The sequence below is a fragment of the Chromohalobacter sp. 296-RDG genome (assembly GCF_029889885.1).
Classification (GTDB): domain Bacteria; phylum Pseudomonadota; class Gammaproteobacteria; order Pseudomonadales; family Halomonadaceae; genus Chromohalobacter.
The window spans coordinates 1-21,280 of the sequence record NZ_JARANY010000044.1 but is presented as its reverse complement, the minus strand read 5'-3'; the positions used below and the strand labels follow the sequence as shown (position 1 = coordinate 21,280).

Below are 21,280 nucleotides of genomic sequence, written 5' to 3'. Positions count from 1 at the left end.
CGCGTGGCCCGCGAGATGGGGCACGACGCGGTGCTCGCCCTGCGCCAGCGCGAGGCACTGATCTCGCGTCTACACGTCGAGTGATGTACTCGCCTTAACATCGTTTCTCTGGAGTTTGCCATGATCACTTCCGCGCCTCTTTCGGATGCCCCAAGGCCAGTTACCAGCGCCGCCGATTGGCTGGGCTGGGGGTATGCCGACGATCAGAATGCCACCGCCGCCTCGGATACGCTTTTGATCAATGAGCAATCGCGTCTACTCGAAACGCAAGGGCGGCGCATCATCAAGTTCGGTTTCGGTCAATCGCCGTTTCCGGTCTTCGCCTCGGCGGTGGAAACGCTGGCTGAACATGCCGCCGACAAGGCCTATCTGCCGGTGCAGGGCATGGCGGCGCTGCGCGAGCAGGTGGCGGCGTTTCATCGCCATATGGACGGTACCGACTGGCGAGCCGAACGCGTATTGATCGCCCCGGGGAGCAAGTTACTGCTATTTACGCTGATGAAGGCCTTGCCGCGCGCCGAAGTGCTCATTCCGGCGCCGGCCTGGGTCTCCTATGCGCCACAGGCGCGACTGGCAGGGCAGTCTGCTGTACGCCTGGAAACGAGTTTCGAGAGTCGCTGGCTGGTGACCCCCGAACAGCTCGATCGGCATTGCCGCGAGCATGGCCCTGGCTTGAGGCTTCTCATTCTCAACGCCCCCGGCAATCCTACTGGGTTGTCGTATGAGCCTGAGATGCAGCGTCAACTGGCTGCGGTTGCCAAGCGCCACGGCGTGCTGGTGCTCTCTGATGAGATCTACGGGCCGCTCGATCATCGCGGTGCGCATCGCCCCTTCGCACGCGATTACCCCGAGGGTACTTTGACCACCAGTGGGCTTTCCAAATGGTGCGGCGCGGGCGGATGGCGCCTGGGCGTGTTGAATCTGCCCGAGACGCTGGGCGATGAGTTGCTCACGCGGTTGCTGGGCATCGCCTCGGAAACCTGGTCGAGCGTGTCGAGTCCAGTCCAGGCGGCGGCGATCACTGCGTATAGCGTTACGCCGGCGCTGGAAGCCTATCTCGACGCGCAGAGGCGCTGGCTGCGGGTGATTGGGCAGTGGTGCGCGCAACGCCTCGAAGCGGCCGGGGTTCGCACGCATGCGCCGGATGGCGGCTTCTATCTGTTCCCCGATTTCAGCGCGTACCGCGAGGTACTACGAGTGCGTGGGATTACCACCAGTGCCGAGTTGACCGCGACGCTGCTCGAAGAGGCAGGTATCGCGCTTTTACCGGGCAGTGCGTTTGGCTGTGAACCGACGCAGTTGACGGCGCGTTTGGCCTACGTGGATTTCGATGGTAAGTCGCTATTGGCCCGTGAGTGTCCCGACGATCCCGAATCGGCGATGGCCGTTCCCGAATTGGCCACCGTGCGTTATGGTATCGAGGCGTTGACGGCCTGGTTGGGTGCTGTTTGAATGTTCACACTCTGTTACATAGAAAATGTGAACTCACCCACTACAGTGGCGTCACAATAATCACGCACACGCAATAACCTGGAGGTATTCATGCAACGGATCACTGCTCTTGTTTCAGCGGCTATGCTGACGACCGGAATGGTAGCGGCACAGGGCGCCATGGCACAGCAGGAAGACCCGGCAGCAAGCGGGACCACCCAGACTCAGGGCGCGTCCTCTCAGGATTTTTCTGACGAACAGCTTCAGCAGTTCGCCGATGCATCTGAAGAAATTTCTAAAGTTTCCCAGAAGTACACCAAGCAGCTTCAGAATGCGGATGGCGAAGACAAGCAGAAAGAGCTTCGTGAAAAGGCCAATAAAGAGATGGTCAGCGTTGTTGAAGATAGCGGCATGAGTGTCGAAGAGTTCAACTCCATCGGTCAGGCGATCCAGCAGGATCCTCAGCTCATGAAGCGTGTTCAAGGCATGACCCAAGGCCAGCAGCAGTAAGCGAATCGGATATTGCGGTATCGTCGCACTTCGTGCCGGTGCCAAGTGATACAAGCTTCGCGAAAAAGGCCACCTTCGGGTGGCCTTTTTCATGTTTCGCCTCCCCACCCAAGGTGGCGGTTCGATAATATGGGTGCCGTCAGTCGACATGAAGAAGGCCCGCCATGGTGGCGGGCCTTCTCATGGTTTCACCCTTTATGGGCGGAGAACCTGACGATCAGTCGTTGAGGGCGTCGCTGGCATTGTCCAGCAAATCCGCGGTGGCCGACTTGGTGCTTTGCCAAGCGCTTTTGGCACTTTGCTTGGTATCTGTCCATGCCTGGCGGGCTTGTCCCTTGGCATTCTGCCACCAGTCGTTGTCGTACTCAGGTAGCTTGGCGATGTCATCACGCGTCATATCGAGTGTGACGCGATAGTCCAAGTTGTCGAGGTCGTCGGCGTTTTGGGTTTTCAAAGTGAAGTCGTCACGGTCGACGACACGATGCGTATCGCCGAGATCGAGGGCGCCTCCAGTTTCGATGACCAAGGCTTGAACACTCATGTCCTCACCAAGCAGCACGTCCTCGACGTCACCCACATCTTCGTTGGGGTTTTCTGCGAGGAAAACATCGGCATCCATCAGCTCATCGCCTGAGTAGAGCCCTTGGGGCTGGGATTGAGATTGCGCGAAAGCGGCACCTGTCAGACTCAGGCCGCCGATGAGAACGGCAGTTTGCGTCATGCGATGCAGTGAGTGTCGCATTGAGAAGCTCCTTCTTCGTCGGTTATATCTATTCGACGGGTGTCGAATCACTGGCGAGATGGGTAGTCAGACCGAACGAGCCCAGTCGTCGGCGCGCTTTTCGGCGTCTTCCTTGCTGATCCCGTATTTGGTCTGCAGCTTGCCGATCAGTTGATCACGCTTGCCGGCGACTTGGTCGAGTTCATCGTCGGTCATTTCGCCCCAGGATGCTTTGGCCTTGCCTTTGACCTCGGTCCAACGGCCTTCTATCTGATCCCAATTCATGGCGGTTCCTCCTGAACGTTTGCCAACAACGCGAGCGCTTCCTGTGCGTCGCATTCATTATGAAGCATAACAGGGATGTGTGCCTTGACAATTACACGCCATGCGTCAGTACACGTACGCTACATGAACAGCGCCAGCAGCAGCGGCACATAGATAAAGGCCAGTAATGTGGAACAAAATACCAGGCTGGCAACATATTCCGGCTCGCGCCGTGAGTGTTGTGCGAAGAGATAGTTATAGACTGCCACCGGCATGCTCATTTGCAACACGAGCACGCTTTGCGCCAGGGGCGGGAGGTTTAGAAGCCAGCCCACGCCGAAGGCCACGCAAACGGCGAGTACCGTGCGCAGCAGGCTGAAGGCGAGCCCCGAAGACAGGCTGCGCACCTGGATGTTGGCCAGCGAGACGCCAAGGGTGATCAGCATCAAGGGGACGGTGAAGCCGGAGATCAGCTCCACGGTATTGTCGATCCACAACGGCAGGTCGGTATCCGTCAGCAGGATGGCCACCGACAGCAGAATGCTATACACGGTGGGCGTGCGCAGCAGGCTCTTCAGCGGATTGCTGCGGCTGATCATCATCACCCCGAAGGTGAACTGCACCAGGGCGACGGTCACCATCACGGTGATCGCATAGGCGAAGCCCTCGTTGCCAAACGCATAAAGCGCCACCGGCAAGCCCATGTTGCCGGTATTGGGATACATCATGGGCGCCAGCAGCACGCGCCAGTTCTTGCGCAGCAGCATGGCCATCAACCAGGTCGCCAGTGCCATGATCAGAAGCACGCCCAGCGTGCTCAGCATGGTGCGCCCAAAGGTGTGGGCATCGATGTTGGCCCCGGAGAGCGAGGCGAGGATCAATGACGGCGTGCCGACATTGAAGACCAGTTTGGTGACGAAGTCGGTGGGATACGCATATCCCAGGCGTATCCAGAAAAATCCGATACTGGCGCCCACGAAGACGGGGGCCATGACAGCGAAGAGTTGGGCGAGCATGCGCGAGCCTGATTAAGGGTCTGTGTCCACGCTGTAGAAGTGGACGGGACGATGTTGAACGCGACTGTGAGGGTCGCGGAAAGTGCCATATAGGGTGTTATTGTCGCCAATCGTGGTGAATCGTTGCAACGTGCATACGAAAACGAGAATCCTTTACCTTGACGTGGCGCGATAATTGGCAAGAATCGTGGACCACGCTGACATTCACCAGCGTCGCGTATAACGCGGCGCGTCGCTATTTTCAAAAAACGTTTAGAGAACTGCATGGAACTTTTGCGCGTCGTCTACCGCGATTATCGCTGGCCGTTCATCGGTGTCATGGTGTTGAGCCTGGCCAGCGCGGGGCTCGGTATCGGGGTCATCGCTTTTATCAACCGGTATTTGATCGAGGCCCAAGGCGACCCACTTGTGGTACTGCCTCAGTTCCTGGGGCTAATCGTCTTGCTGCTGGCGGTGACGCTCGGTTCGCAACTGGCGCTGACCGTGCTTGGCCATCATTTCGTCTATCGCCTGCGTGGACGTCTGATCAAGCGGATTCTGGATACCGACATCGAACGACTCGAGCGACTGGGCAGCGCGCACCTGCTGGCCAGCCTGTCCAGCGACATCCGTAATATCACCACCGCCTTCGTGCGACTTCCCGAGCTGGTGCAGGGTGTAATACTGACGCTGGGCTCGGCGGCTTATCTGGCCTGGCTCTCGCCGGGGATGCTGTTCATCACCGCGCTTTGGGTAGCGGTGACCGTGGTGGGAGGATGGTATCTGGTCTCGCATGTGTATCGCCATCTGGGGAAGGTGCGCGACACCGAAGACCGGCTCTACAAGGATTACGAGGCGGTAATCGACGGTCGCAAGGAACTGGCCCTCAATCGCGATCGCGCGCGGTCGCTTTACGAGGATGTCTACGAGCGCGATGCCAAGGCCTATCGGCATCACATCATCCGCTCCGACACTTTCCACCTGAGTGCAGTGAACTGGTCGAACATCATGATGCTGGGCGCCATCGGCATGGTGTTCTTCCTCGCCAATGGCCTCGGTTGGGCCAATACCAACGTGGCGGCGACCTATTCGCTGACCCTGCTGTTCCTGCGCACACCCTTGATCCAGGCGGTCGGAGCCTTGCCCACGCTGCTCAGTGCCCAGGTCGCCTTCGACAAGCTCAAGGCACTGGAGCTGACCGAGTATAGCGCCGAATTCGGTGATAACGCTGCGCACGGCGACTGGCAGACATTAGAGCTACGCGGCGTGACCTTTGCCTATGCTGCCGGCGAGCATGGTCGCGGATTTGAAGTGGGCCCGGTCGATCTCACCTTATCGCGCGGTGAGCTGGTATTCCTGATCGGTGGCAATGGCAGTGGCAAATCGACGCTGGCGCGCCTGCTGACCGGACTTTATCAGCCATATGCCGGCGAGGTCCTCATCGATGGACGGCCCGTCGATGAAGAGGGTTGGCAAGCGTTTCGCAGTCGCTTCGCCGCCGTGTTCACCGACTTCCATCTCTTCGATCAGGTGATCGGCCCCGATGGCGAGGCGCCGGACACGGCCTTGACCGACGCCTGGATCGCGCGACTGGGCATGGGCGAGAAGCTGCATTTCGATGGCTGGCGGGTCACCGACACGCAGCTGTCTCAGGGGCAGCGCAAGCGCCTGGCATTGCTCCTGGCGGTGGCCGAACAGCGCGATATCCTGCTGCTCGACGAATGGGCGGCGGATCAGGATCCACAGTTCCGGCGTATCTTCTACCGCGAGCTGTTGCCTATACTGCGCGAACACGGCAAGACCGTCTTCGCCATCAGCCACGACGATCACTACTTCCAGCACGCCGACCGGCTACTGGAAATGCGCGCGGGGCAGTTGAGTGAACTGACCGGCGAGATGCGCGACCGCGTCAGCCGTGATGCAGTGGCACGGCTCGAAGACACATCAGGCGAGGTGTGAGGGACGACGACTGCTGGAGCGGCCTCCCATTGTCATGCGGGTGAGACCTCGGTGGTATGCCAGACAAAGCTTTCGGAGGGGCCATCGTCCAGATCAGAGCACATGTCGACACGCAGCATCGTCGTCGTTTCGCATACGGTCTGCAGCCGACCATGCGCGCCATCTTGCTCCCATCGCCACAGGATGCATCGCCGATGCTCGTCGCCGGTGTCGTCCTGTAACGTCAAGTTGGCCTGGGAGTATCGTCGTTCCAGAAAGGCCAGGGCTGCGAGCTGGGCACACTGCTGCGCGGGTTCCAGTCGGGAATCGCCGCGATAGCCGGGCAGGAAGCGTCGGCCTCGCGCCTCCGCTTGCAGGAAGAATAATGCCTGCTGCGGTGTAATGCGGCCGTACTTGCGCACCGGCGAGAGTAGGATGATGCTGGCGGCGAGGCGGCACCCGCCCAAGTGGCTGCTTTCCCAGACATCAAAGGGTAGTCCGTGTGCTGCGACGACCTGGGCCAACTGCTTGTAGGTTTGATAACCATACTTGGCGCAGCACTTGTCTTTCTTGCCGTGGGTGCAGCAAAGCAGCAGGTCATGGTTGACCGGCTCTCCCTCCCATGCTGTCAGTGGCGACCCTGACTCCCACGCGGCCAGAAACGCCTCCAGTGCCTCGCGAGGCACTACAAACCGTCGGCGTTCGGGCATCAGAAATATCTGATGGCTATCGTCGGCCTGCTCGCGTCGATGAATCAGATTGATTCGCCTCCCGTCGGCGGCGATGGCATCGAGGGTTTGTATCAGGCTATCCGGCATGTCGTGGGCATGACGCAGGTTGCGTGTCCACTTGGCGCGAGGCCAACTGATCAGCAGATTGCGTTCAGCATGGGCGGCGCTGCCGGCTAGCGGATCATGCTGCTCACGGCTGAGATCGGCGCAGAATCGGTGGCTCATGAAACACAGCGTTGGTGGTCGGTGGACTGGGTACGCCGATTAGGGCCACATTTCTTGTGCGGTACACAGATCGGACTGCCGGTCTCGGGATCTTCGAGCACATGAGCATTGAGATCGAAGACATGCTTGAGGTTGGTGGCCGTGAATACGTCCTCCGGCGCCCCACTGGTGACAATATGACCTTCACGCATCATTACCAATTGATCTGCGTAAGCTGCCGCCAGATTGAGGTCGTGCAGCACCAGCAGCAGGGTGCGACCGTGTTCGTGGGCCAGGCGGGATAACAGCTCCAGCAAGTCCACTTGCACCTTGAGATCGAGGAAGGTGGTGGGCTCATCGAGCAGGATCAGATCGGTTTCCTGGGCCAGCACCATGGCGATCCAACACCGCTGCCGCTGACCGCCGGAGAGTGCATCGACGCTGCGTTCGGCGAACGCCGTGACATCGGCATAGGCCATCGCTTCGCGGATAGCGCGAGCGTCCTGCGCGGTATCCTGTCGCCACAACCGCCGGTGAGGAAAGCGCCCCATGCCGACCAGTTGCCTGACCGTCAATCCCTCCGGTGTGGAAGGGCCTTGCGGCAGGATGCCCAGGCGCTGGGCCACCTCTCGCGTATTGCGGCGATGGATGTCTTCACCATCGAGACAGACGCGTCCGGCGCTGGGTATTAGCGTGCGCGCCAGCGTCTTCAAAAGCGTCGATTTCCCACTGCCGTTGGGGCCCAGCAATACCGTTATCTTGCCCTCGGCCACTGCTAGATCGACGCCATCCAATACGCGTCGGGATTCGTACCCGGCGCATAGGGCTTCGCCTGTCAGACGCGGCAGCTTGGCAGGTATCGAGGGCATGAAGATAGCTCGTTTACAGGATCCCTTGGATGCCAACCGTAAGGCAAAAAATTCTCATTTTCAATATTGATAGGCATGTTCGTCCGCTAGGCCTTCCACCACGATGGGGAGCTAATGATTCGTGTCGGCGGACATGCGCTAGCCTTGACTTTAATCTATATTATAATCATTCTCATTATTGAATGGGATTGCCTAAGCAACCACCTCGGTGACTAGGCATATCGCTGGTTCTCATCGCTCGATCGGCATAACAAGCACGACCATCCAGTACAACTTCGCAAAGTGACTAGCGAGGGAAGCGCGGACTTACTTGCCAGCAGAAACCTTGCACTGACGGCACGGCTGGCCACAAGGCAGGTGAGATTTAAAAGGAAGGTATTGTCGCGGAGGTTATATGAGCTACGCCCGTTTCTCTCGCTTACCTGGCGAGATAAGCCGACACGCATCTATGCATGCGTTGCTGAATTGCCTCATCAAGGAAGTGGCAATTCCTCATGACACGGTGTTCCATCGATGGCCGGCTCGGCGCGATGGACTGCCGGAACAGTTGTACGGTATGCCGCTGCTGATCGAATGGTCGGCATCGTTGTCGCTATTCGTGATGGTAGACCGACGTTCGGTGATCGGTAGTCACTTCTATCTCTCCGAGGTCTACCTGCACGAGGCAGAGGGCAGCGGCTGGCATGCACCTGAAATGGTAGAATTGATCGCTACGCTGTTGGAACACTGCCAGTGGAATGACGGCACGCTTAATCAGGAATTGTGCGATCAAGTCGTGCAAAGCCAGGACGTGATGACGACGATCGTCGCTCATGCCGGCGACCAGCCCAGGCTTCATCCGTTGACGGACTACCGTTGTAGTGAGCAGGGGCTGTGGTTTGGGCATCCCAGTCATCCCACTCCCAAGGCCCGGCGATGGCCGACTCAAATGCAGCAGAATAAGAAGCCTGCCTACTCCCCCGAGTTCGGTACCACCACGGCCCTGCATGAGTTTTCCTTTCCCGTGGCCGGGCTGAGCGTCCAGGCCAATAGGTTGAATACCCTGGATGTATTGCCGCATGTGGCAGATCAGAGTCGCGCGGAGGATCTCGATCGTGTGGTGCTCGGCATGCACCCGGTACAGGCTGATATCTTTCGGCAGGATACCCGGGTGGCGGAGATGATCCAGACAAAGGTCATCGGCGATCTTGGATCGAGTGGCTGGCACGCTGCTCCTACCGCTTCCATGCGTACTTGGTATCTCGAGGGACATCCCTGGTTCATAAAGGGATCACTCAATGTGCGCATCACTAATTGTGTGCGCAAAAATGCTTGGTACGAGCTGGAAAGCACGCTGGTCATCGACCGCATCATGCATCGGGTCGCCCAGTTGCAAGACGTGGCACTGGAGACGCTGTGCGTCGCACAGGAACCAGCTACGGTTCACTGGGCGCCGCCCCAAGGCGACGAGACCGACCAGCGTTGGTTCCGGGAACAGACCGGCGTGATTCTACGGGAAAACTTCTGTCAGCGATTCTTGCCGGAACGCTGCCTGCTCAGCGCGACGCTGTTCGCCCGTGATACCCAGTTGTCTCCCATGGTGCTGCCCTTCATCGAGAGGGCGACGCCTGGTGATGAAGATCGCGCACTGCCGTCGGAACACCGGGTTCGACAGTGGTTCCAGGCCTATCTGCGTACGCTGGTGGCGCCGGTCATGGGGCTATTCTTCCGCCATGGCATCGTCATGGAGCCCCATTTGCAGAATTGCGTGCTGATCCACGACGAGGGCATGCCCCGGCAGATGCTGCTGCGTGACTTCGAAGGGGCCAAGTTGACCGATGACAAAGGCGTGGACTGGCTCGCGGGGGAGTCACTGCATCCCTGCGTCAGGGAGTCGATGACCTACCGCCGCGAGCAGGGGTGGAACCGCATCGCCTATTGCCTGCTCGTCAATCATGTCGCCGAGGCGATCCTGGCGCTGAGCTGGCAGCGGCCCGGCCTGGGCGATGCGCTATGGCAGGACACCCTGGACGAGTTGCGACGCATTCGGCAGATCCTGGAGATGCCGACTCCTGAGCTGGATGCGTTGCTGGCGGGGGGGAACCTGCCCTGCAAGACCAACTTCAAGTTGAGGCTCATGGCCCAAGCGGACCGCCATGCCGAGTATGTGGCACTGCCCAATCCCTGGTGTATCACCCGGGCGGTGGACAGGGAGGCGGCCTATGGGTGAGTCCGTCACCATTCCCGAGCATGTGCTCGACGCCATCGAGGCGTATCGGCAGGCGTGCCACGATCCCATGGCGGCGTTCTTCTATGACCTGCCGGCTCTCGCGGCGCAGGGAGGCGCCATGAAGACGGCATTGCCGTCGGGTGTCGAGCTTTACTATGCGATCAAGGCCAACAGCGAGGCGGCCATCATCGATACGCTGGCGCCTGTGGTGGATGGGCTCGAGCTGTCGTCCGGCGGCGAGATCGAACGTGCCTGCGCCTGTTCGACGCCGCGCCCCTGGGTGCTCTCCGGGCCGGGCAAGCTCGATTCCGACATGCGTGCGGCTATGACGCGAGGGGTCGAGGCCTTTCATGTCGAAAGTCTCGGGGAAGTAGCCCGCCTGCAGGCAGTCGCGGCCTCGCTGGAGTGCGTGCAACCGGTGCTGCTGCGCATCAACCCCGCTTTGCCCGAGGACCTCTCCAGTCGTCTAAGGATGGCCGGCACGGCCACGCCTTTCGGCATCGACGAGGCGCAGTTGATCGAAGCCATCCGGGCTGTCGATGACGCTGCGAACCTGACGCTCATCGGTTTCCATGTTCACGCCATGTCGCACCAGACATGCGAACGGCGTCACCAGCGGCTACTGGCCTCCTACCTGGAGCGCTGGCCACAGTGGCGAGCGCTGGCCCGTCATCCCGAGCAGGTGGTCCAGCTCAACGTAGGAGGCGGTATCGGCGTGAACTACCTCCAGCCCTCCGAGCAGTTCGACTGGCCTAGCCTGTGCTGGGCTCTGGAGCGACGTCTGGCGGACATGCACGAACCCCCGCTGGTGCGCTTCGAGATCGGGCGTTTCCTCTCGGCCTTCTGTGGCTACTACGCGATCGAGGTGATCGATACCAAGGTCAGCCATGGGGAAGGCTTTCTCGTCTGCCGGGGCGGCACTCACCAGTTTCGCCTGCCCGCGGCCCAAGGCCACGACCACCCGGTCATTCACCTGCCACGTGCCCCTCGACGGGCACTCGGGGGGAAGAGCCGCCCTTGGACCGTGGTGGGGCAGCTGTGTACCCCGAAGGATGTGTTGAGTCGCCGGCAGGAGTTGCAAGGAGTCGAGGCGGGAGATCTGCTGGTGCTGCCGCTGGCCGGCGCCTATGGCTATAACATCTCTCACGCGGATTTCCTGTGCCACCCACGTCCCGATCAGGTCTTCGTTCGCGAAAGTCGCGAGAGCAGCGTCCCCGAGACGGGAGATAACCGGCGCGCCGAGCCAGTGGACTGATCTAGGGAACCGCTGGTCCATTTATCAGGTTTTGAAGGTATATCATGTCATCACATGAACGTGTTCTGCCGCAGGCCGCGGCAACGGTGGGCGCCTCGGACGCCTTGGGTTGCGTCTCCATGCCCTTCGCCTTCCCGGAGCACTGGCGGCATCACGCTCGTGTCGAGCAACGCGTCGTCGGTCAGCTATTGCAGACCCTGCTCTATGAAGACGTGCTTTCCCACGAGGCTATCGCCGAACCGGCGTCCGGTGATTCCGGTGCCACGTCGTTCTCGCTGACCTTGGGGGCGCGTCACTACCGGGTGAACGGCTGGCAATGCCACAGCTTCCGGTTGATCCGTCTCGAGCATTCCACTCTGGTGGTTGAGGACCATGAGGGCACCCCGGAGCCGTTGAGCCTACAGCGGTTTCTCGGGGACCTCGAGGTGGCGCTGGGAGATCTTGCGATTCAGCCTGGCTTCGTCAACGAATTGACGCAGACGTTGATCAAGGACGTGCAGTCATCCGCCTGGCCGATGCCCTTTCATGAGACACCGCAGGCATTGGATGCCGATGCCCTGGAGCAGTACTTCACCGACGCGCACAGCTATCACCCCTGCTACAAGTCGCGGTTAGGCTTCTCCCTGCTGGACAACCAGCGTTATGGGCCGGAGTTCGCCCAGCCGCTTCAGGTCTGGTGGCTTGCCGTGCCGGCATGCCTGGCACATCACGGCGCAGTCGACGGGATGGCGCTAGCCGACCGTATAGCGGAGGATGCCGGGCCGCGAGTACTGGGGAGTCTGGACGACTACCTTGAGCGGCGGGGACTGGCGCGAGACGAGGTCGTGCTGATGCCGGTGCATCCCTGGCAGTGGGAAAATGCGCTGGTTCCGGTGCTCTACCCTGAGCTTGCCAGCGGCGAGATCGCCCTGCTGGGCGAGGGGGAGGCGACCTATACCGCTCAGCAGTCGATCCGTACCCTGGCCCCGCAGGATACGGGCAAGCCGTATCTCAAGCTGGCGATGAGCATGACCAATACGTCCAGCACGCGTATCCTGGCGCGCCATACCGTCACCAACGCCCCCGTCATCACCGAATGGCTCCAGCGGCTCATCGCGACCGACGAGACGGCCAGCGCCGCAGGCTTCGTGATTCTCGGCGAAGTGGCGGGCGTGGCGCTGGATGAGCGGGCCTTCCCGGATGCTCGTTACCACGACGTGTACGGCAAGGTCGGTGCTATCTGGCGCCAGAATATTGACGAGTTTCTGCAAGACGGCGAGCAGGCCGTGCCCTTCAATGGGTTGAGCCAGTTCACTCGCGATGACGAGGGGATGCCCGTCAGCCCCTTCATCGCGCCCTGGGTGGAACACCATGGGCTGGACGCCTGGACCCGGCAACTGATGCATGTCGTCACCTGGCCGATCATCCACATGCTGTTCGCCGAAGGCGTGGGCATGGAGTCCCATGGCCAGAATATCGTGGTCATTCATCGCGACGGCTGGCCGCTCCGGGTGGCGCTGAAGGATTTCCACGATGGCGTGCGCTTCAGCCCCTCGCACCTGGCGCGCCCCGAGCTGGCCCCTGTCCTGGAGCCCGTCCCCGAGCGCCACGCTGCCCTCAACCGCAACTCCTTCATCGTCACCGATGACCCGCACGCGGTTCGGGACTATTCCTGCGACGCTTTCTTCTTCATTGCCCTGGCGGAGGTGGCGATCTTTCTGCAGCGGCATTTCGGGCTGCAAGAGGCGCGCTTCTGGGCCATGGCGGCGGACGCGATCAAGGCCTATCAGCGCGCCCACCCTCAGCATGCCGAGCGCTACCGGTGCTTCGATGTCTTCGCACCGTGGTGGGAGGTGGAAGCCCTTACCCGACGTCGCCTGTTCGGTGATGACACTCCTCAAATCAAGCATGTCCCCAACCCGCTGGCGGCCTTCGCGCCCGGCAAGGAGGCGACATGCTGAGGACCAATCGACTCAAGCAGTCGTTAGTCGAGGGCAGGGAGGTCCATGGGATTCTGGCCTCCCTGCCGGCGGCCGCTTCCATTGAGTTGATCGCCGAGGCGGGATTCGACTTCGTGGTGATCGACACCGAGCACGTGCTGATCAATCCGGAAACCGTGGAGCATATGATTCGTACCGCCGAGAGCTACCAATTGACACCGCTGGTGCGGGTGGCAGATGCCGACCCCAAGACACTGCTGCGTCTTCTCGACGGTGGTGCCCAAGGGATCGTGTTGCCTCAGGTGGAAGACGCCGCGACCCTCGAGCGCGCCGTGGTTGCGTGCAAGTACGCGCCAGAGGGTGAGCGCAGCCTCAATGCCGGGCGGCCAGGAGGCTTCGGCAAGGCGTCGCTTGCCGAGTACGTCGCCGAGGCCAATCGGGAGATCATGGTGGTCGCTATGATCGAAAGCCATCGAGGCGTTGCAGAGATCGAGTCGATCTGCGCGGTTCCGGGGCTCGACATGGTGCTGGAAGGGGCGGCGGACCTGTCCCAGTCACTGGGTGTGACTTGGCAGACCGGCCATCCCGATGTCGTCCAAGCGTTGGGGGCGGTCCAGCGCACGGCGAGTGCATGGCAGCTTCCCTATTGCGCCTTCCTGCGTCATCCGGACACCAAAGCCCGATGGCAGGCGTGTGGCGTCAACGCCTTCATGCTGGGTGACGAGCGCGGCATCGCCTTTCGCGCCCTGCAGAAGGCGCTCGGCGAGGCCAGGGTGCCTGAACAGCACGGGACCTCCCGTTCATGAGTTCACCGATGACGACTTGTTCCCTTTCTTCTCTCGAGGCGAGCCATCTTGCCTCGCTCGAGCGTACTGACACCGTTGCGGAGTTCACGACCATGGAACCTTTTAATGTCCAGCACCATGCCCAGGCGCAGATCATGCAGTCGCTGGTGGATGGTCTTCTGGTAGAGGGCATGTTAGACGATCTCGGCGCAGTCTGGCAGGACTCCTCCGGAGCTGACGACTGGCTCATCCGGTTGCCGGTGTTCCAGGCCCTTGATGGCGACCATTGCTCGCGGTGGTTCTGGATCTGGCCGCAGGATCGGCACCAATGCGTGGTCATGTTGCTGCAGCCTGGTATCGTCCAGGCGTGGGAAAAGGTGTCCCGGACCCCGGTGATTCTGGTGGATCACGAGGACGGGGAGTGGGCGTCACTCGATTCGGTCACCTTCATGCGCCGTGTCTTGGGTGCCATGACGGATGACGACGATCAGGCTCTCGAGCAGGGACAGCAGGTGTTTCTCGAGGCGCTGTCCGATAGCCTCTGGCAGGCGGAAAGCTCGGTGGAGCACCGGGTGGAGACACGTGATTTGCTGGGCCGCGATACGGCCGAACATTTTGCGATCATGGAGCAGTGGGCGTCGTTGCTCGACCGACCCTACCATCCCACGGCGAAGGCCAAGCAGAGGCTCAGTGAGGGCGAGTACCGAGCCTATATGGCCGAGTTCAATGCACCCATTACGCTGCGCTGGGTCGCGATGGCCCGCGACCGGTTGATGACCGGTGCCGGTGTCGACGAGAACGGCCCGGTGCCGGTGACATGGCTCGTCGGCGACGAGGGTCGTCAAGCGCTGGAGCGGGAGATGAACTCGCGGGGGCTGGCCCGGACCCACATCGCCATTCCCGTGCATCCCTGGCAGCACGAGCATGCGTTGCCCCATTGGCTGGAAGCGGCCTTCGCGGTGGGCGACTGCGTCTCGCTGGCGTCGGTCACGGAGCCCTGGCTCGCGACTTCCTCGCTGCGTTCGCTGGCCCCGACCACGGCGAGTCCGCATTACCTGAAGCTGCCGATGGCCATCCATTCCCTGGGTGCCTCGCGCTACCTGCCGGCGGTCAAGATGTTCAATGGCGATCTCAGCGCCCGCTTGTTGCACCAGGCCAGGGAGAAAGATGCCCGGCTCGCCGAAGGGCTCTACTTGTGCGATGAAGGCAAGTGGTGGGCCTACATGCCGGAGGGAGCGACGCTGTTCGACGAATCCCCGCGGCACTTGTCCGCCATGGTGCGCAGCTATCCCCCCGAACTGCTGGACGATCCCGGCGTTCGCCTGGTGCCCATGGCGACCCTGGGCACTCCGCTGCCGGGCGGCGAGCATCATGTGGTCGACGACTGGCTGGCGCAGCTCGGCATGGCGGCCACTGCCGTCTCGGTGCAGGGGCTATTCGGCGAGCTCTGCGAGGTGTTTTTCGACATCAACCTGCGCATGTTGCGGCTCGGCATGCTGGCGGAAGTGCATGGCCAGAACGCCGTGCTGGTCTTCAGAGACGGCCAATGCCAGGGGCTGCTGCTGCGTGATCACGATTCGCTGAGGATCAGCGTCGACCGCCTCGAGCGACATGGCATGCAGGACCCTTGCTACTGCATCAAGCCAGGCCATGCCAACACTCTCTATCACGACAGTCTCCAGGCCCTGCTGTTCTGGCTGCAGACACTGGCGATCCAGGTCAATATGCGCGCTATCATCGACACTCTGGCGGATCACTACACGCTGTTGCGGGGTGACCTGTGGAGGGAAATGGCGATGCGTCTCGAGGCTCGAATCGACGCTCTGCTCTTCGACGATCATGATCGCGAAATGCTCAAGGAGCAGCTCTTCGAGAGGGAGCAATGGCCCTACAAACGGCTCATCGCGCCGATCATCGAGCGTGCCGGCGGACCCGGCAGCATGCCCTTTGGCACCAGCGCGACCTGTAATCCTTTCGTGCGGGTGAGGCGACAGGCCGGTGAAAGCATCAAAGAGGCACTGACCGAGGCCTGAGGTTTGATACCTATACTGCCCGACATAGCATCGGGCGGTTTTTTCATACAGGTGGCGTTTTCTGCGCAGCGGCTACTTCAGCGAAACCATTCGGGAAACTCGACTGCGAGGGCGTTTCGTTTCTCTTCCTCCTGAGCCTGCTTACGTTCTGCGGCATCGGCGAGTGTGTCGGCACGATGCGGAGGAATGACGAAAATCCCGTCGTCGTCGCCTACTACAAGATCTCCCGGGTTGATCGTCACTCCGTCGATGGCGACGGGAGTGTTGATCTCGCCTTCCAGTTCCAACGCTCTGGTGGTCAGGGGGCTAGTCGTCCGTGAGTAGGTGGGCAGATTCAACCGGGACAGAGCACCCCAGTCGGTGATGGCGCCGTTGGTGACGACACCCGCGAGCTGCTTGCGTAGTGCCGCATAGGCCCGGAACTCGCCCCAGCAGGCACGCCGGTGATCGCCGGACACATCGATCACCAGTACATCACCCGGGCAGGCCATCTTCAGGGCCTCGCGGATGATACTGCCGTCGACATAGGGAATCCTGACCGTTACGGCCGTGCCGAGAAGTCGGACAGGGCGCTGGATGGGGGAGAGGGAGGCGATGGCGCCGAAGTCGGTGAAATGCCCCAGGGTGGAAGTGGCAAGGGTGCGATAGCGTTGCCGTTGCGCCGCCATGATGGTGTCCTGGCGGGGAGCGATATGAAACATGGGGTTTCCCTTATCTGCTATGGGTATCAGCGATGAAGAGTGAGTGATGATGGGCAGATCGCTTCAATGATTCTGGTAGCGGGTGCGGTGCAGCAGATAGACGAAGAAGGGCGCGCCCACGCCTGAGATGAAGATGCCGGCGGGCAGATCCTTGGGCAGGAACGCCACCCGACCCAGCAGGTCGGCATAGAGCACGATCAATGCCCCCACCAGGGCGCTGGCAGGCACCAGTCGGGTGAACTCCCGCCCTACCAGGCGGGCGGCGATATGGGGTGCGATCAAGCCCACGAAGCTGAGTCCCCCGGCAAAGGCCACGGCCGCACCCGCCAGCGCGACGCTGCAGGCCATCAGCACCAGTCGGCTGCGCAACACGTTCACGCCCAGCCCTTGGGCTACCTGATCCCCCAGCGCCATGGCGTCCATGTGTCGTGCATAGGACAAGCACAAGGGAACGGCGATCAGTAGCCAGGGGAGCATGCCGAGTACGTCCTGCCATTGGGCGGCATAGAGGCTGCCGGTTAGCCACACGTAGGCGACCATGGCGGCGGCATCGTCGCTGATCACGATCAACAGGGTGGTGACGGCGCCCATCGCGGCGGAGAGCCCGATACCGACCAGTACCATGCGCGAAGGTGAAATACCCCCCTTCCAGGCGAGCAAGAACACCAGCAGGGCGGAGAACACCGCTCCGAGCAGTGCGGAGGCCGGCAGCCAATGGATACTCAGGCCGGTACCGAATAGTGCCAGGAAGATCACGGCGGCCATGGCGGCGCCGCTGGTGATGCCGATCACGTCCGGCGAAGCTAATGGATTGCGCACGATGCCCTGGAGGATAGCGCCGGCCACGGCCAGGGCCGCCCCCACCAACACGGCCAGCAGGATGCGCGGCAGGCGCAGTTCCCAGATGATGAAGGCGATGTCGCTGTCCCGGGGAGCGAACAGGGCATGCAATACCTGTTCAAGTGAGGTGGGAAAGCTGCCTAGGCTCAGCGAGAGCCCCATGCTGACCAGCAGTACTAGTGCGAGCAGGGCGCTGAGGATGACAGCGCGGTTTGTGGCGGCGGTGTCGTTGCCTGGCTGTGTCAGGGAGGCGGAATGCGTCATGGTCAGGCCCGCTTCCTGCGTGCCAAGTAGATGAAGAAGGGCGTGCCGATCAACGCCGTCATCACGCCTACCGGCACATCCTGAGGTGGCATCAAAAAGCGCGAGGCCACATCGGCCAGCAGCAACAGGCTCGCGCCCAGCAGGGCACACGCCGGCAGCAGCCAGCGATGGTCGACGCCGAAGAGCCCTCGCGCCATGTGCGGCACGATCAGGCCGACGAAACCGATCATGCCGGCGAGTGCGACCGAACTGCCGGCGAGCAGGATTACCACTAGCCCCAGTAACAGCTTGATAGTACCGGCGCGCATGCCCAGGCCCTTGACCATGTCATCGTCCAGCATCAGGGCATTGGCATGGCGGACGAGCAGCATGCACAGCAGCAGGGCGATGCCGAAGAACGGTAGCAGAGGTATCACTACCGATAGCTCACGCCCAGACACGGAACCGGCCAGCCAGTAGAGCACGCTCTCGAAGCTCTGTTGGTCGACGATCAAAAGGCCCTGACTGAACGAGACGAACATGGCGGTGACGGCCACACCCGCCAGCACGACCCGCAGCGACGACAGCTCCCCATGACGACCGCGACTCAGCATGGCCACTAGAGAGGCTGCGACTACAGCACCCAGTAGCGCCGCCCAGACATACTCGGCGGGAGTGTGGAGGGGCAGCAGAGAAACCGCGATCACCACGAAGAACATGGCCCCCGCGTTGATTCCCAGGATACCCGGTGAAGCGAGGGGATTGCGCGTCATGGTCTGCATCAGGGCGCCGGCGATGGCCAGGCTGGCGCCGACCAGGGCAGCGATGACCGCGCGTGGCAGGCGCTCCGTGACAATGATGATATGCGCGACTCGAGTAGGATCATAGTGCATCAGGGCCTGGATGAAGGTTGACGGGGCGATATCCGTGGTACCCAGCATGACGCTTGCCGCGAAGGACGCTGAGACTAAGGCCAGCCCCAACAACAGCCCCGCAATTCGGGAGGCGCGATGATTCAGCATGCACTCGACTCCTTGTCGTGGACGCGAGACGTCGAGGATGTTTCATCGGCGCAGACTGCGGCGGACGTCGTGGACTCATGAGGATCATCCAGCCCGTAATGGGTGTATAGATCATCCAGCATGGCATTGGCGGCCAGGATGCCACCGCCCATGATCCAGTCTACTGCGTCCACTTCGAAGACACGCTCGTCTTGCACGGCATCCAGTCGTTTCCAGAGAGGGTGGGAGGTCCAATGCCGATAGTTCCGCATGATGGCGGGATCGTTCGTTTCCAGTAGCACGAAGATCACGTCGGCATTCATGACCGGAATGTTTTCCTCACTGGTAAGCTTCATGCCCCAGCCTTGGTCGTGCAGGGAGTCGGGTTGCTCGAAACCCAACTCATTGAGGATGGATCCGGCGAATCCCGTCGAGTAGATACGGACATGGTCGCTCTTGAAGCGCACCACGGCGGCCTTCTGTGGCCAGGCGTCGCTCAGTTTGTCAGCGATTCGTCGGCGGAAGTCCGCCACGCGTGTGTCCCACTCCTGGAGTAGCTCGTGGGCGCGGGCTTCTCGTCCCGTAGCCTCGGCGATCAGCCTCAGGGTGGCTTTGAAATTGAAGACGGTGTCTGTCGCGACCGTCGGTGCGATCTTCTCCAGCAGCGGCTGCACTCGCTCGTGGCGAAAGCGCGTGGCCACGATCAGGTCGGGGGCCAGCCAGGCCACCTTCTCCAGGTTGGGCTGGGTCTCTAGACCGACGTGCTCGACGCCGTCGAGAGCATCACGCAAATAGCGATACATGGGCTTTTCGAGCCAGGAGTCGACGACGCCGACGGGCGTGATGCCCAGCGCCACGGCGCTGTCCGTCGCGCCCTGGTAGAGGGTGACGACACGCTGCGGGCGGGCGGGAATGTGGGTGTCGCCGAACGCATTGGTGACGGTGCGTCCATCGCGTGCATCGTCGGCGATGGCCGCTAGGGGGATGAGTGACGCCAGCAACGCCGCCAGACACAGGCTCCGGGTTCGGATGCGAGCTTTCATTCCGGCCTCCTGGCGGATGCGGTCTGCAAGAAACGATGGGAGTCGCGCTCAGATGATGACGCGTCGTCTAGCGATGCAGCGTCGTTTCGTATCACGGCGCGGCCGAGTCGCCAGGCCAGCGGTAGGCAGCAAGCGGCGATCGTCGCCAGTGCCAGGAAGGCATGGTGCAGGGCGGAGGTACTCGCCTCGGTATAGGAAATGCCCTGGCTCAGTGAAACCTGCACGGCGGTATCGTAGTAGATAGAAAGCGCGACGATGCCGAGCGAAGAGATCAGGCGGCGGGACATGTTGTTCATGGCGGAGGCCTGGGCGACGTTGGACTCGGGGAGTTCCTTCATGCCCACTGTGGTGGAGGGCAAATAGGCGCAGCCGAGGCCGAGGCCGCGCAGGCCCATCCAGGCGCCGATCATCCACACGGGCGTGGCCTTTGTCAGTGTGGCGAGCCCCGCCAGGCTTATCATGGTGATCAGAAGCCCGACGCTGAGGCACCACTGTGGCGGGTAGCGGTCGATCATACGACCCGCGATGGGCGAGCAAACGGCGGCAGTTAGCGCAGTAGCCAGAAAGACGAGCCCCGTGGTCAGCGGGCCGAATCCCAGCGCGTTCTGCATCCACAGCGGCACCAACAGGATGCAGCCGAACAGGATGATCGACTGTAGGCAAGCCAGGATGACGCTGAGGCGATACCTGCGATGGGAAAACAGTGAGAGATTGAGCAAGGGCGTGTCGGTGCGTCGCTCGACGCAAACGAAGAGTACGAGTGCCAGCAGGCCGATCGCGAGCGTCAGCACAGTCTCGACGCGTAAGAGATCCGTCAGCGTCTCCACCCGGCTGAGGGAAAATAGTACTGTGCCCATTCCCAAGGTGATCAGCCCGAAGCCAGGCAGGTCGAACCGACGTCGATGATTGGCGGCTTCGGCCGGGAGATAACGATAGCTGCATAGCAGCCCCAACAGCGCGAACGGCATGTTCATCAAGAATAGCGCCCGCCAGTGGCTGACCTCGAGCAGCAGCCCACCGACGCTGGGGCCGATGGCGGGCGCGATCATCACCGCGAAGCCCCATATTCCGCTGGCGTGGCCTCGTTGATCGCTGGGGTAGGCGGAGAAGATCAATGACAGAGACAGAGGGATCATCAGCCCCGCTGCCACGCCCTGCAGTCCGCGTGCGAGGATGATACCCGCCAGGCTCTGTGCCATGGCGCCGAGCGCTGAGCCAGCCAGAAATCCCCACAACCCCAGTAGGTAGACGTGCTTACGACCGAAGCGGTCGGCGAGATCGCCAGTGAGCGGCATGGTCATGCCCATGGTGATCATGAAGAGCGTTACCACCCAACTGACGTCCGTGGCGCTGGCATCAAAGGTGATCATCAAATCGGCCACGGCAAGATTCAGAGCGCTGTTATTGAGGCTGACGGTAAAGGTACCCAGCAGCACACTGACCAGCACCTTTCCGCCATGCCGGATAGCATTCGGCATGGATACTCACTTGATGGGAGCAGAGAAGGCATCGCCCTCGCATAACGCGAATCAGGAATGCGTCATGGAGTGGAGTAAAATGATGGCATGCTGCAAAGTTTAATGCAAAG

At 61.3% G+C, this 21,280-nt stretch carries 18 protein-coding genes; 8 read left to right on the top strand and 10 right to left on the bottom strand.

Going from position 1 to position 21,280, the window contains the following annotated elements; genetic code table 11:
- Positions 1-120: 120 nt before the first annotated feature.
- Positions 121-1,452, top strand: a complete 1,332-nt coding sequence (locus tag OP495_RS13250) for an aminotransferase class I/II-fold pyridoxal phosphate-dependent enzyme (RefSeq protein WP_280569877.1) — start codon at positions 121-123, stop codon at positions 1,450-1,452.
- A 90-nt stretch (positions 1,453-1,542) separates the two neighbouring features.
- Complete coding sequence (locus OP495_RS13245; RefSeq protein WP_280569874.1) at positions 1,543-1,941, top strand: DUF4168 domain-containing protein; 399 nt, start codon at positions 1,543-1,545, stop codon at positions 1,939-1,941.
- A gap of 217 nt (positions 1,942-2,158) precedes the next feature.
- Here OP495_RS13245 and OP495_RS13240 read toward each other — a convergent pair whose 3' ends face one another.
- The 3 genes from OP495_RS13240 to OP495_RS13230 form a co-directional block, all read right to left on the bottom strand.
- Positions 2,159-2,683: a PRC-barrel domain containing protein gene (locus OP495_RS13240; RefSeq protein WP_280561785.1), complete on the bottom strand. Its 525-nt coding sequence runs from the start codon at positions 2,681-2,683 to the stop codon at positions 2,159-2,161.
- A 66-nt stretch (positions 2,684-2,749) separates the two neighbouring features.
- Entirely contained in the window at positions 2,750-2,947 is a 198-nt protein-coding gene (locus OP495_RS13235) for a CsbD family protein (protein ID WP_280561784.1), read from the bottom strand.
- 119 nt (positions 2,948-3,066) lie between these two features.
- On the bottom strand, positions 3,067-3,942 hold the full coding sequence (locus tag OP495_RS13230) for an AEC family transporter (RefSeq protein ID WP_280561783.1): 876 nt from the start codon (positions 3,940-3,942) through the stop codon (positions 3,067-3,069).
- A gap of 264 nt (positions 3,943-4,206) precedes the next feature.
- Here OP495_RS13230 and OP495_RS13225 point away from each other — a divergent pair, with 264 nt between their 5' ends.
- Entirely contained in the window at positions 4,207-5,880 is a 1,674-nt protein-coding gene (locus OP495_RS13225; protein WP_280569872.1) for a multidrug ABC transporter permease/ATP-binding protein, read from the top strand.
- Positions 5,881-5,912: 32 nt separating this feature from the next.
- On the opposite strand, the gene OP495_RS13220 is transcribed toward OP495_RS13225, so the two are convergent.
- Both OP495_RS13220 and OP495_RS13215 read right to left on the bottom strand, forming a co-directional pair.
- Complete coding sequence (locus OP495_RS13220) at positions 5,913-6,815, bottom strand: sucrase ferredoxin (RefSeq protein ID WP_280569871.1); 903 nt, start codon at positions 6,813-6,815, stop codon at positions 5,913-5,915.
- Complete coding sequence (locus OP495_RS13215; RefSeq protein WP_280569869.1) at positions 6,812-7,663, bottom strand: ABC transporter ATP-binding protein; 852 nt, start codon at positions 7,661-7,663, stop codon at positions 6,812-6,814. Before OP495_RS13215 ends, OP495_RS13220 begins: the two co-directional genes overlap by 4 nt.
- Before the next feature lie 394 nt (positions 7,664-8,057).
- Here OP495_RS13215 and OP495_RS13210 point away from each other — a divergent pair, with 394 nt between their 5' ends.
- From OP495_RS13210 to OP495_RS13190, 5 genes are read left to right on the top strand one after another with little or no spacing between them, the layout of a single operon-like run.
- Positions 8,058-9,872 (top strand): IucA/IucC family protein, encoded by a 1,815-nt coding sequence (locus tag OP495_RS13210; RefSeq protein WP_280569867.1) that lies wholly within the window; start codon positions 8,058-8,060, stop codon positions 9,870-9,872.
- Positions 9,865-11,127, top strand: coding sequence for a type III PLP-dependent enzyme (locus OP495_RS13205; protein WP_280569865.1), 1,263 nt, complete (start codon positions 9,865-9,867; stop codon positions 11,125-11,127). Before OP495_RS13210 ends, OP495_RS13205 begins: the two co-directional genes overlap by 8 nt.
- A 44-nt stretch (positions 11,128-11,171) precedes the next feature.
- Complete coding sequence (locus tag OP495_RS13200; protein ID WP_280569863.1) at positions 11,172-13,067, top strand: IucA/IucC family protein; 1,896 nt, start codon at positions 11,172-11,174, stop codon at positions 13,065-13,067.
- Entirely contained in the window at positions 13,061-13,852 is a 792-nt protein-coding gene (locus tag OP495_RS13195; RefSeq protein ID WP_280569861.1) for an aldolase/citrate lyase family protein, read from the top strand. Before OP495_RS13200 ends, OP495_RS13195 begins: the two co-directional genes overlap by 7 nt.
- A gap of 8 nt (positions 13,853-13,860) precedes the next feature.
- The gene (locus tag OP495_RS13190) at positions 13,861-15,864 is read left to right on the top strand and encodes an IucA/IucC family protein (RefSeq protein ID WP_280569859.1); all 2,004 of its coding nucleotides are present in this window, start codon (positions 13,861-13,863) and stop codon (positions 15,862-15,864) included.
- Between the two features lie 77 nt (positions 15,865-15,941).
- Here the strand turns inward: OP495_RS13190 and OP495_RS13185 are convergent, their stop codons facing one another.
- From OP495_RS13185 to OP495_RS13165, 5 genes are all read right to left on the bottom strand, one after another.
- The gene (locus OP495_RS13185; RefSeq protein ID WP_280569857.1) at positions 15,942-16,565 is read right to left on the bottom strand and encodes an RraA family protein; all 624 of its coding nucleotides are present in this window, start codon (positions 16,563-16,565) and stop codon (positions 15,942-15,944) included.
- Between the two features lie 63 nt (positions 16,566-16,628).
- On the bottom strand, positions 16,629-17,669 hold the full coding sequence (locus OP495_RS13180; RefSeq protein WP_280569855.1) for an iron ABC transporter permease: 1,041 nt from the start codon (positions 17,667-17,669) through the stop codon (positions 16,629-16,631).
- 2 nt (positions 17,670-17,671) lie between these two features.
- Positions 17,672-18,670 carry an iron ABC transporter permease gene (locus tag OP495_RS13175; protein ID WP_280569853.1) on the bottom strand — a complete coding sequence of 333 codons (999 nt, stop codon included), beginning with the start codon at positions 18,668-18,670 and terminating at the stop codon, positions 17,672-17,674.
- Positions 18,664-19,692, bottom strand: a complete 1,029-nt coding sequence (locus tag OP495_RS13170) for an iron-siderophore ABC transporter substrate-binding protein (RefSeq protein WP_280569851.1) — start codon at positions 19,690-19,692, stop codon at positions 18,664-18,666. Before OP495_RS13170 ends, OP495_RS13175 begins: the two co-directional genes overlap by 7 nt.
- Complete coding sequence (locus OP495_RS13165) at positions 19,689-21,170, bottom strand: MDR family MFS transporter (RefSeq protein ID WP_280569849.1); 1,482 nt, start codon at positions 21,168-21,170, stop codon at positions 19,689-19,691. Before OP495_RS13165 ends, OP495_RS13170 begins: the two co-directional genes overlap by 4 nt.
- Positions 21,171-21,280 lie beyond the last annotated feature (110 nt).

What these genes read in the sequence shown, in the direction of transcription:
- OP495_RS13170 (WP_280569851.1), bottom strand. Translation starts at nt 19,692, where the DNA reads ATGAAAGCTCGCATCCGAACCCGGAGCCTGTGTCTGGCGGCGTTGCTG.
- OP495_RS13250 (WP_280569877.1), top strand. Translation starts at nt 121, where the DNA reads ATGATCACTTCCGCGCCTCTTTCGGATGCCCCAAGGCCAGTTACCAGC.
- OP495_RS13235 (WP_280561784.1), bottom strand. Translation starts at nt 2,947, where the DNA reads ATGAATTGGGATCAGATAGAAGGCCGTTGGACCGAGGTCAAAGGCAAG.
- OP495_RS13185 (WP_280569857.1), bottom strand. Translation starts at nt 16,565, where the DNA reads ATGTTTCATATCGCTCCCCGCCAGGACACCATCATGGCGGCGCAACGG.
- OP495_RS13190 (WP_280569859.1), top strand. Translation starts at nt 13,861, where the DNA reads ATGACGACTTGTTCCCTTTCTTCTCTCGAGGCGAGCCATCTTGCCTCG.
- OP495_RS13245 (WP_280569874.1), top strand. Translation starts at nt 1,543, where the DNA reads ATGCAACGGATCACTGCTCTTGTTTCAGCGGCTATGCTGACGACCGGA.
- OP495_RS13175 (WP_280569853.1), bottom strand. Translation starts at nt 18,670, where the DNA reads ATGCTGAATCATCGCGCCTCCCGAATTGCGGGGCTGTTGTTGGGGCTG.
- OP495_RS13210 (WP_280569867.1), top strand. Translation starts at nt 8,058, where the DNA reads ATGAGCTACGCCCGTTTCTCTCGCTTACCTGGCGAGATAAGCCGACAC.
- OP495_RS13180 (WP_280569855.1), bottom strand. Translation starts at nt 17,669, where the DNA reads ATGACGCATTCCGCCTCCCTGACACAGCCAGGCAACGACACCGCCGCC.
- OP495_RS13215 (WP_280569869.1), bottom strand. Translation starts at nt 7,663, where the DNA reads ATGCCCTCGATACCTGCCAAGCTGCCGCGTCTGACAGGCGAAGCCCTA.
- OP495_RS13230 (WP_280561783.1), bottom strand. Translation starts at nt 3,942, where the DNA reads ATGCTCGCCCAACTCTTCGCTGTCATGGCCCCCGTCTTCGTGGGCGCC.
- OP495_RS13225 (WP_280569872.1), top strand. Translation starts at nt 4,207, where the DNA reads ATGGAACTTTTGCGCGTCGTCTACCGCGATTATCGCTGGCCGTTCATC.
- OP495_RS13220 (WP_280569871.1), bottom strand. Translation starts at nt 6,815, where the DNA reads ATGAGCCACCGATTCTGCGCCGATCTCAGCCGTGAGCAGCATGATCCG.
- OP495_RS13165 (WP_280569849.1), bottom strand. Translation starts at nt 21,170, where the DNA reads ATGCCGAATGCTATCCGGCATGGCGGAAAGGTGCTGGTCAGTGTGCTG.
- OP495_RS13205 (WP_280569865.1), top strand. Translation starts at nt 9,865, where the DNA reads ATGGGTGAGTCCGTCACCATTCCCGAGCATGTGCTCGACGCCATCGAG.
- OP495_RS13195 (WP_280569861.1), top strand. Translation starts at nt 13,061, where the DNA reads ATGCTGAGGACCAATCGACTCAAGCAGTCGTTAGTCGAGGGCAGGGAG.
- OP495_RS13240 (WP_280561785.1), bottom strand. Translation starts at nt 2,683, where the DNA reads ATGCGACACTCACTGCATCGCATGACGCAAACTGCCGTTCTCATCGGC.
- OP495_RS13200 (WP_280569863.1), top strand. Translation starts at nt 11,172, where the DNA reads ATGTCATCACATGAACGTGTTCTGCCGCAGGCCGCGGCAACGGTGGGC.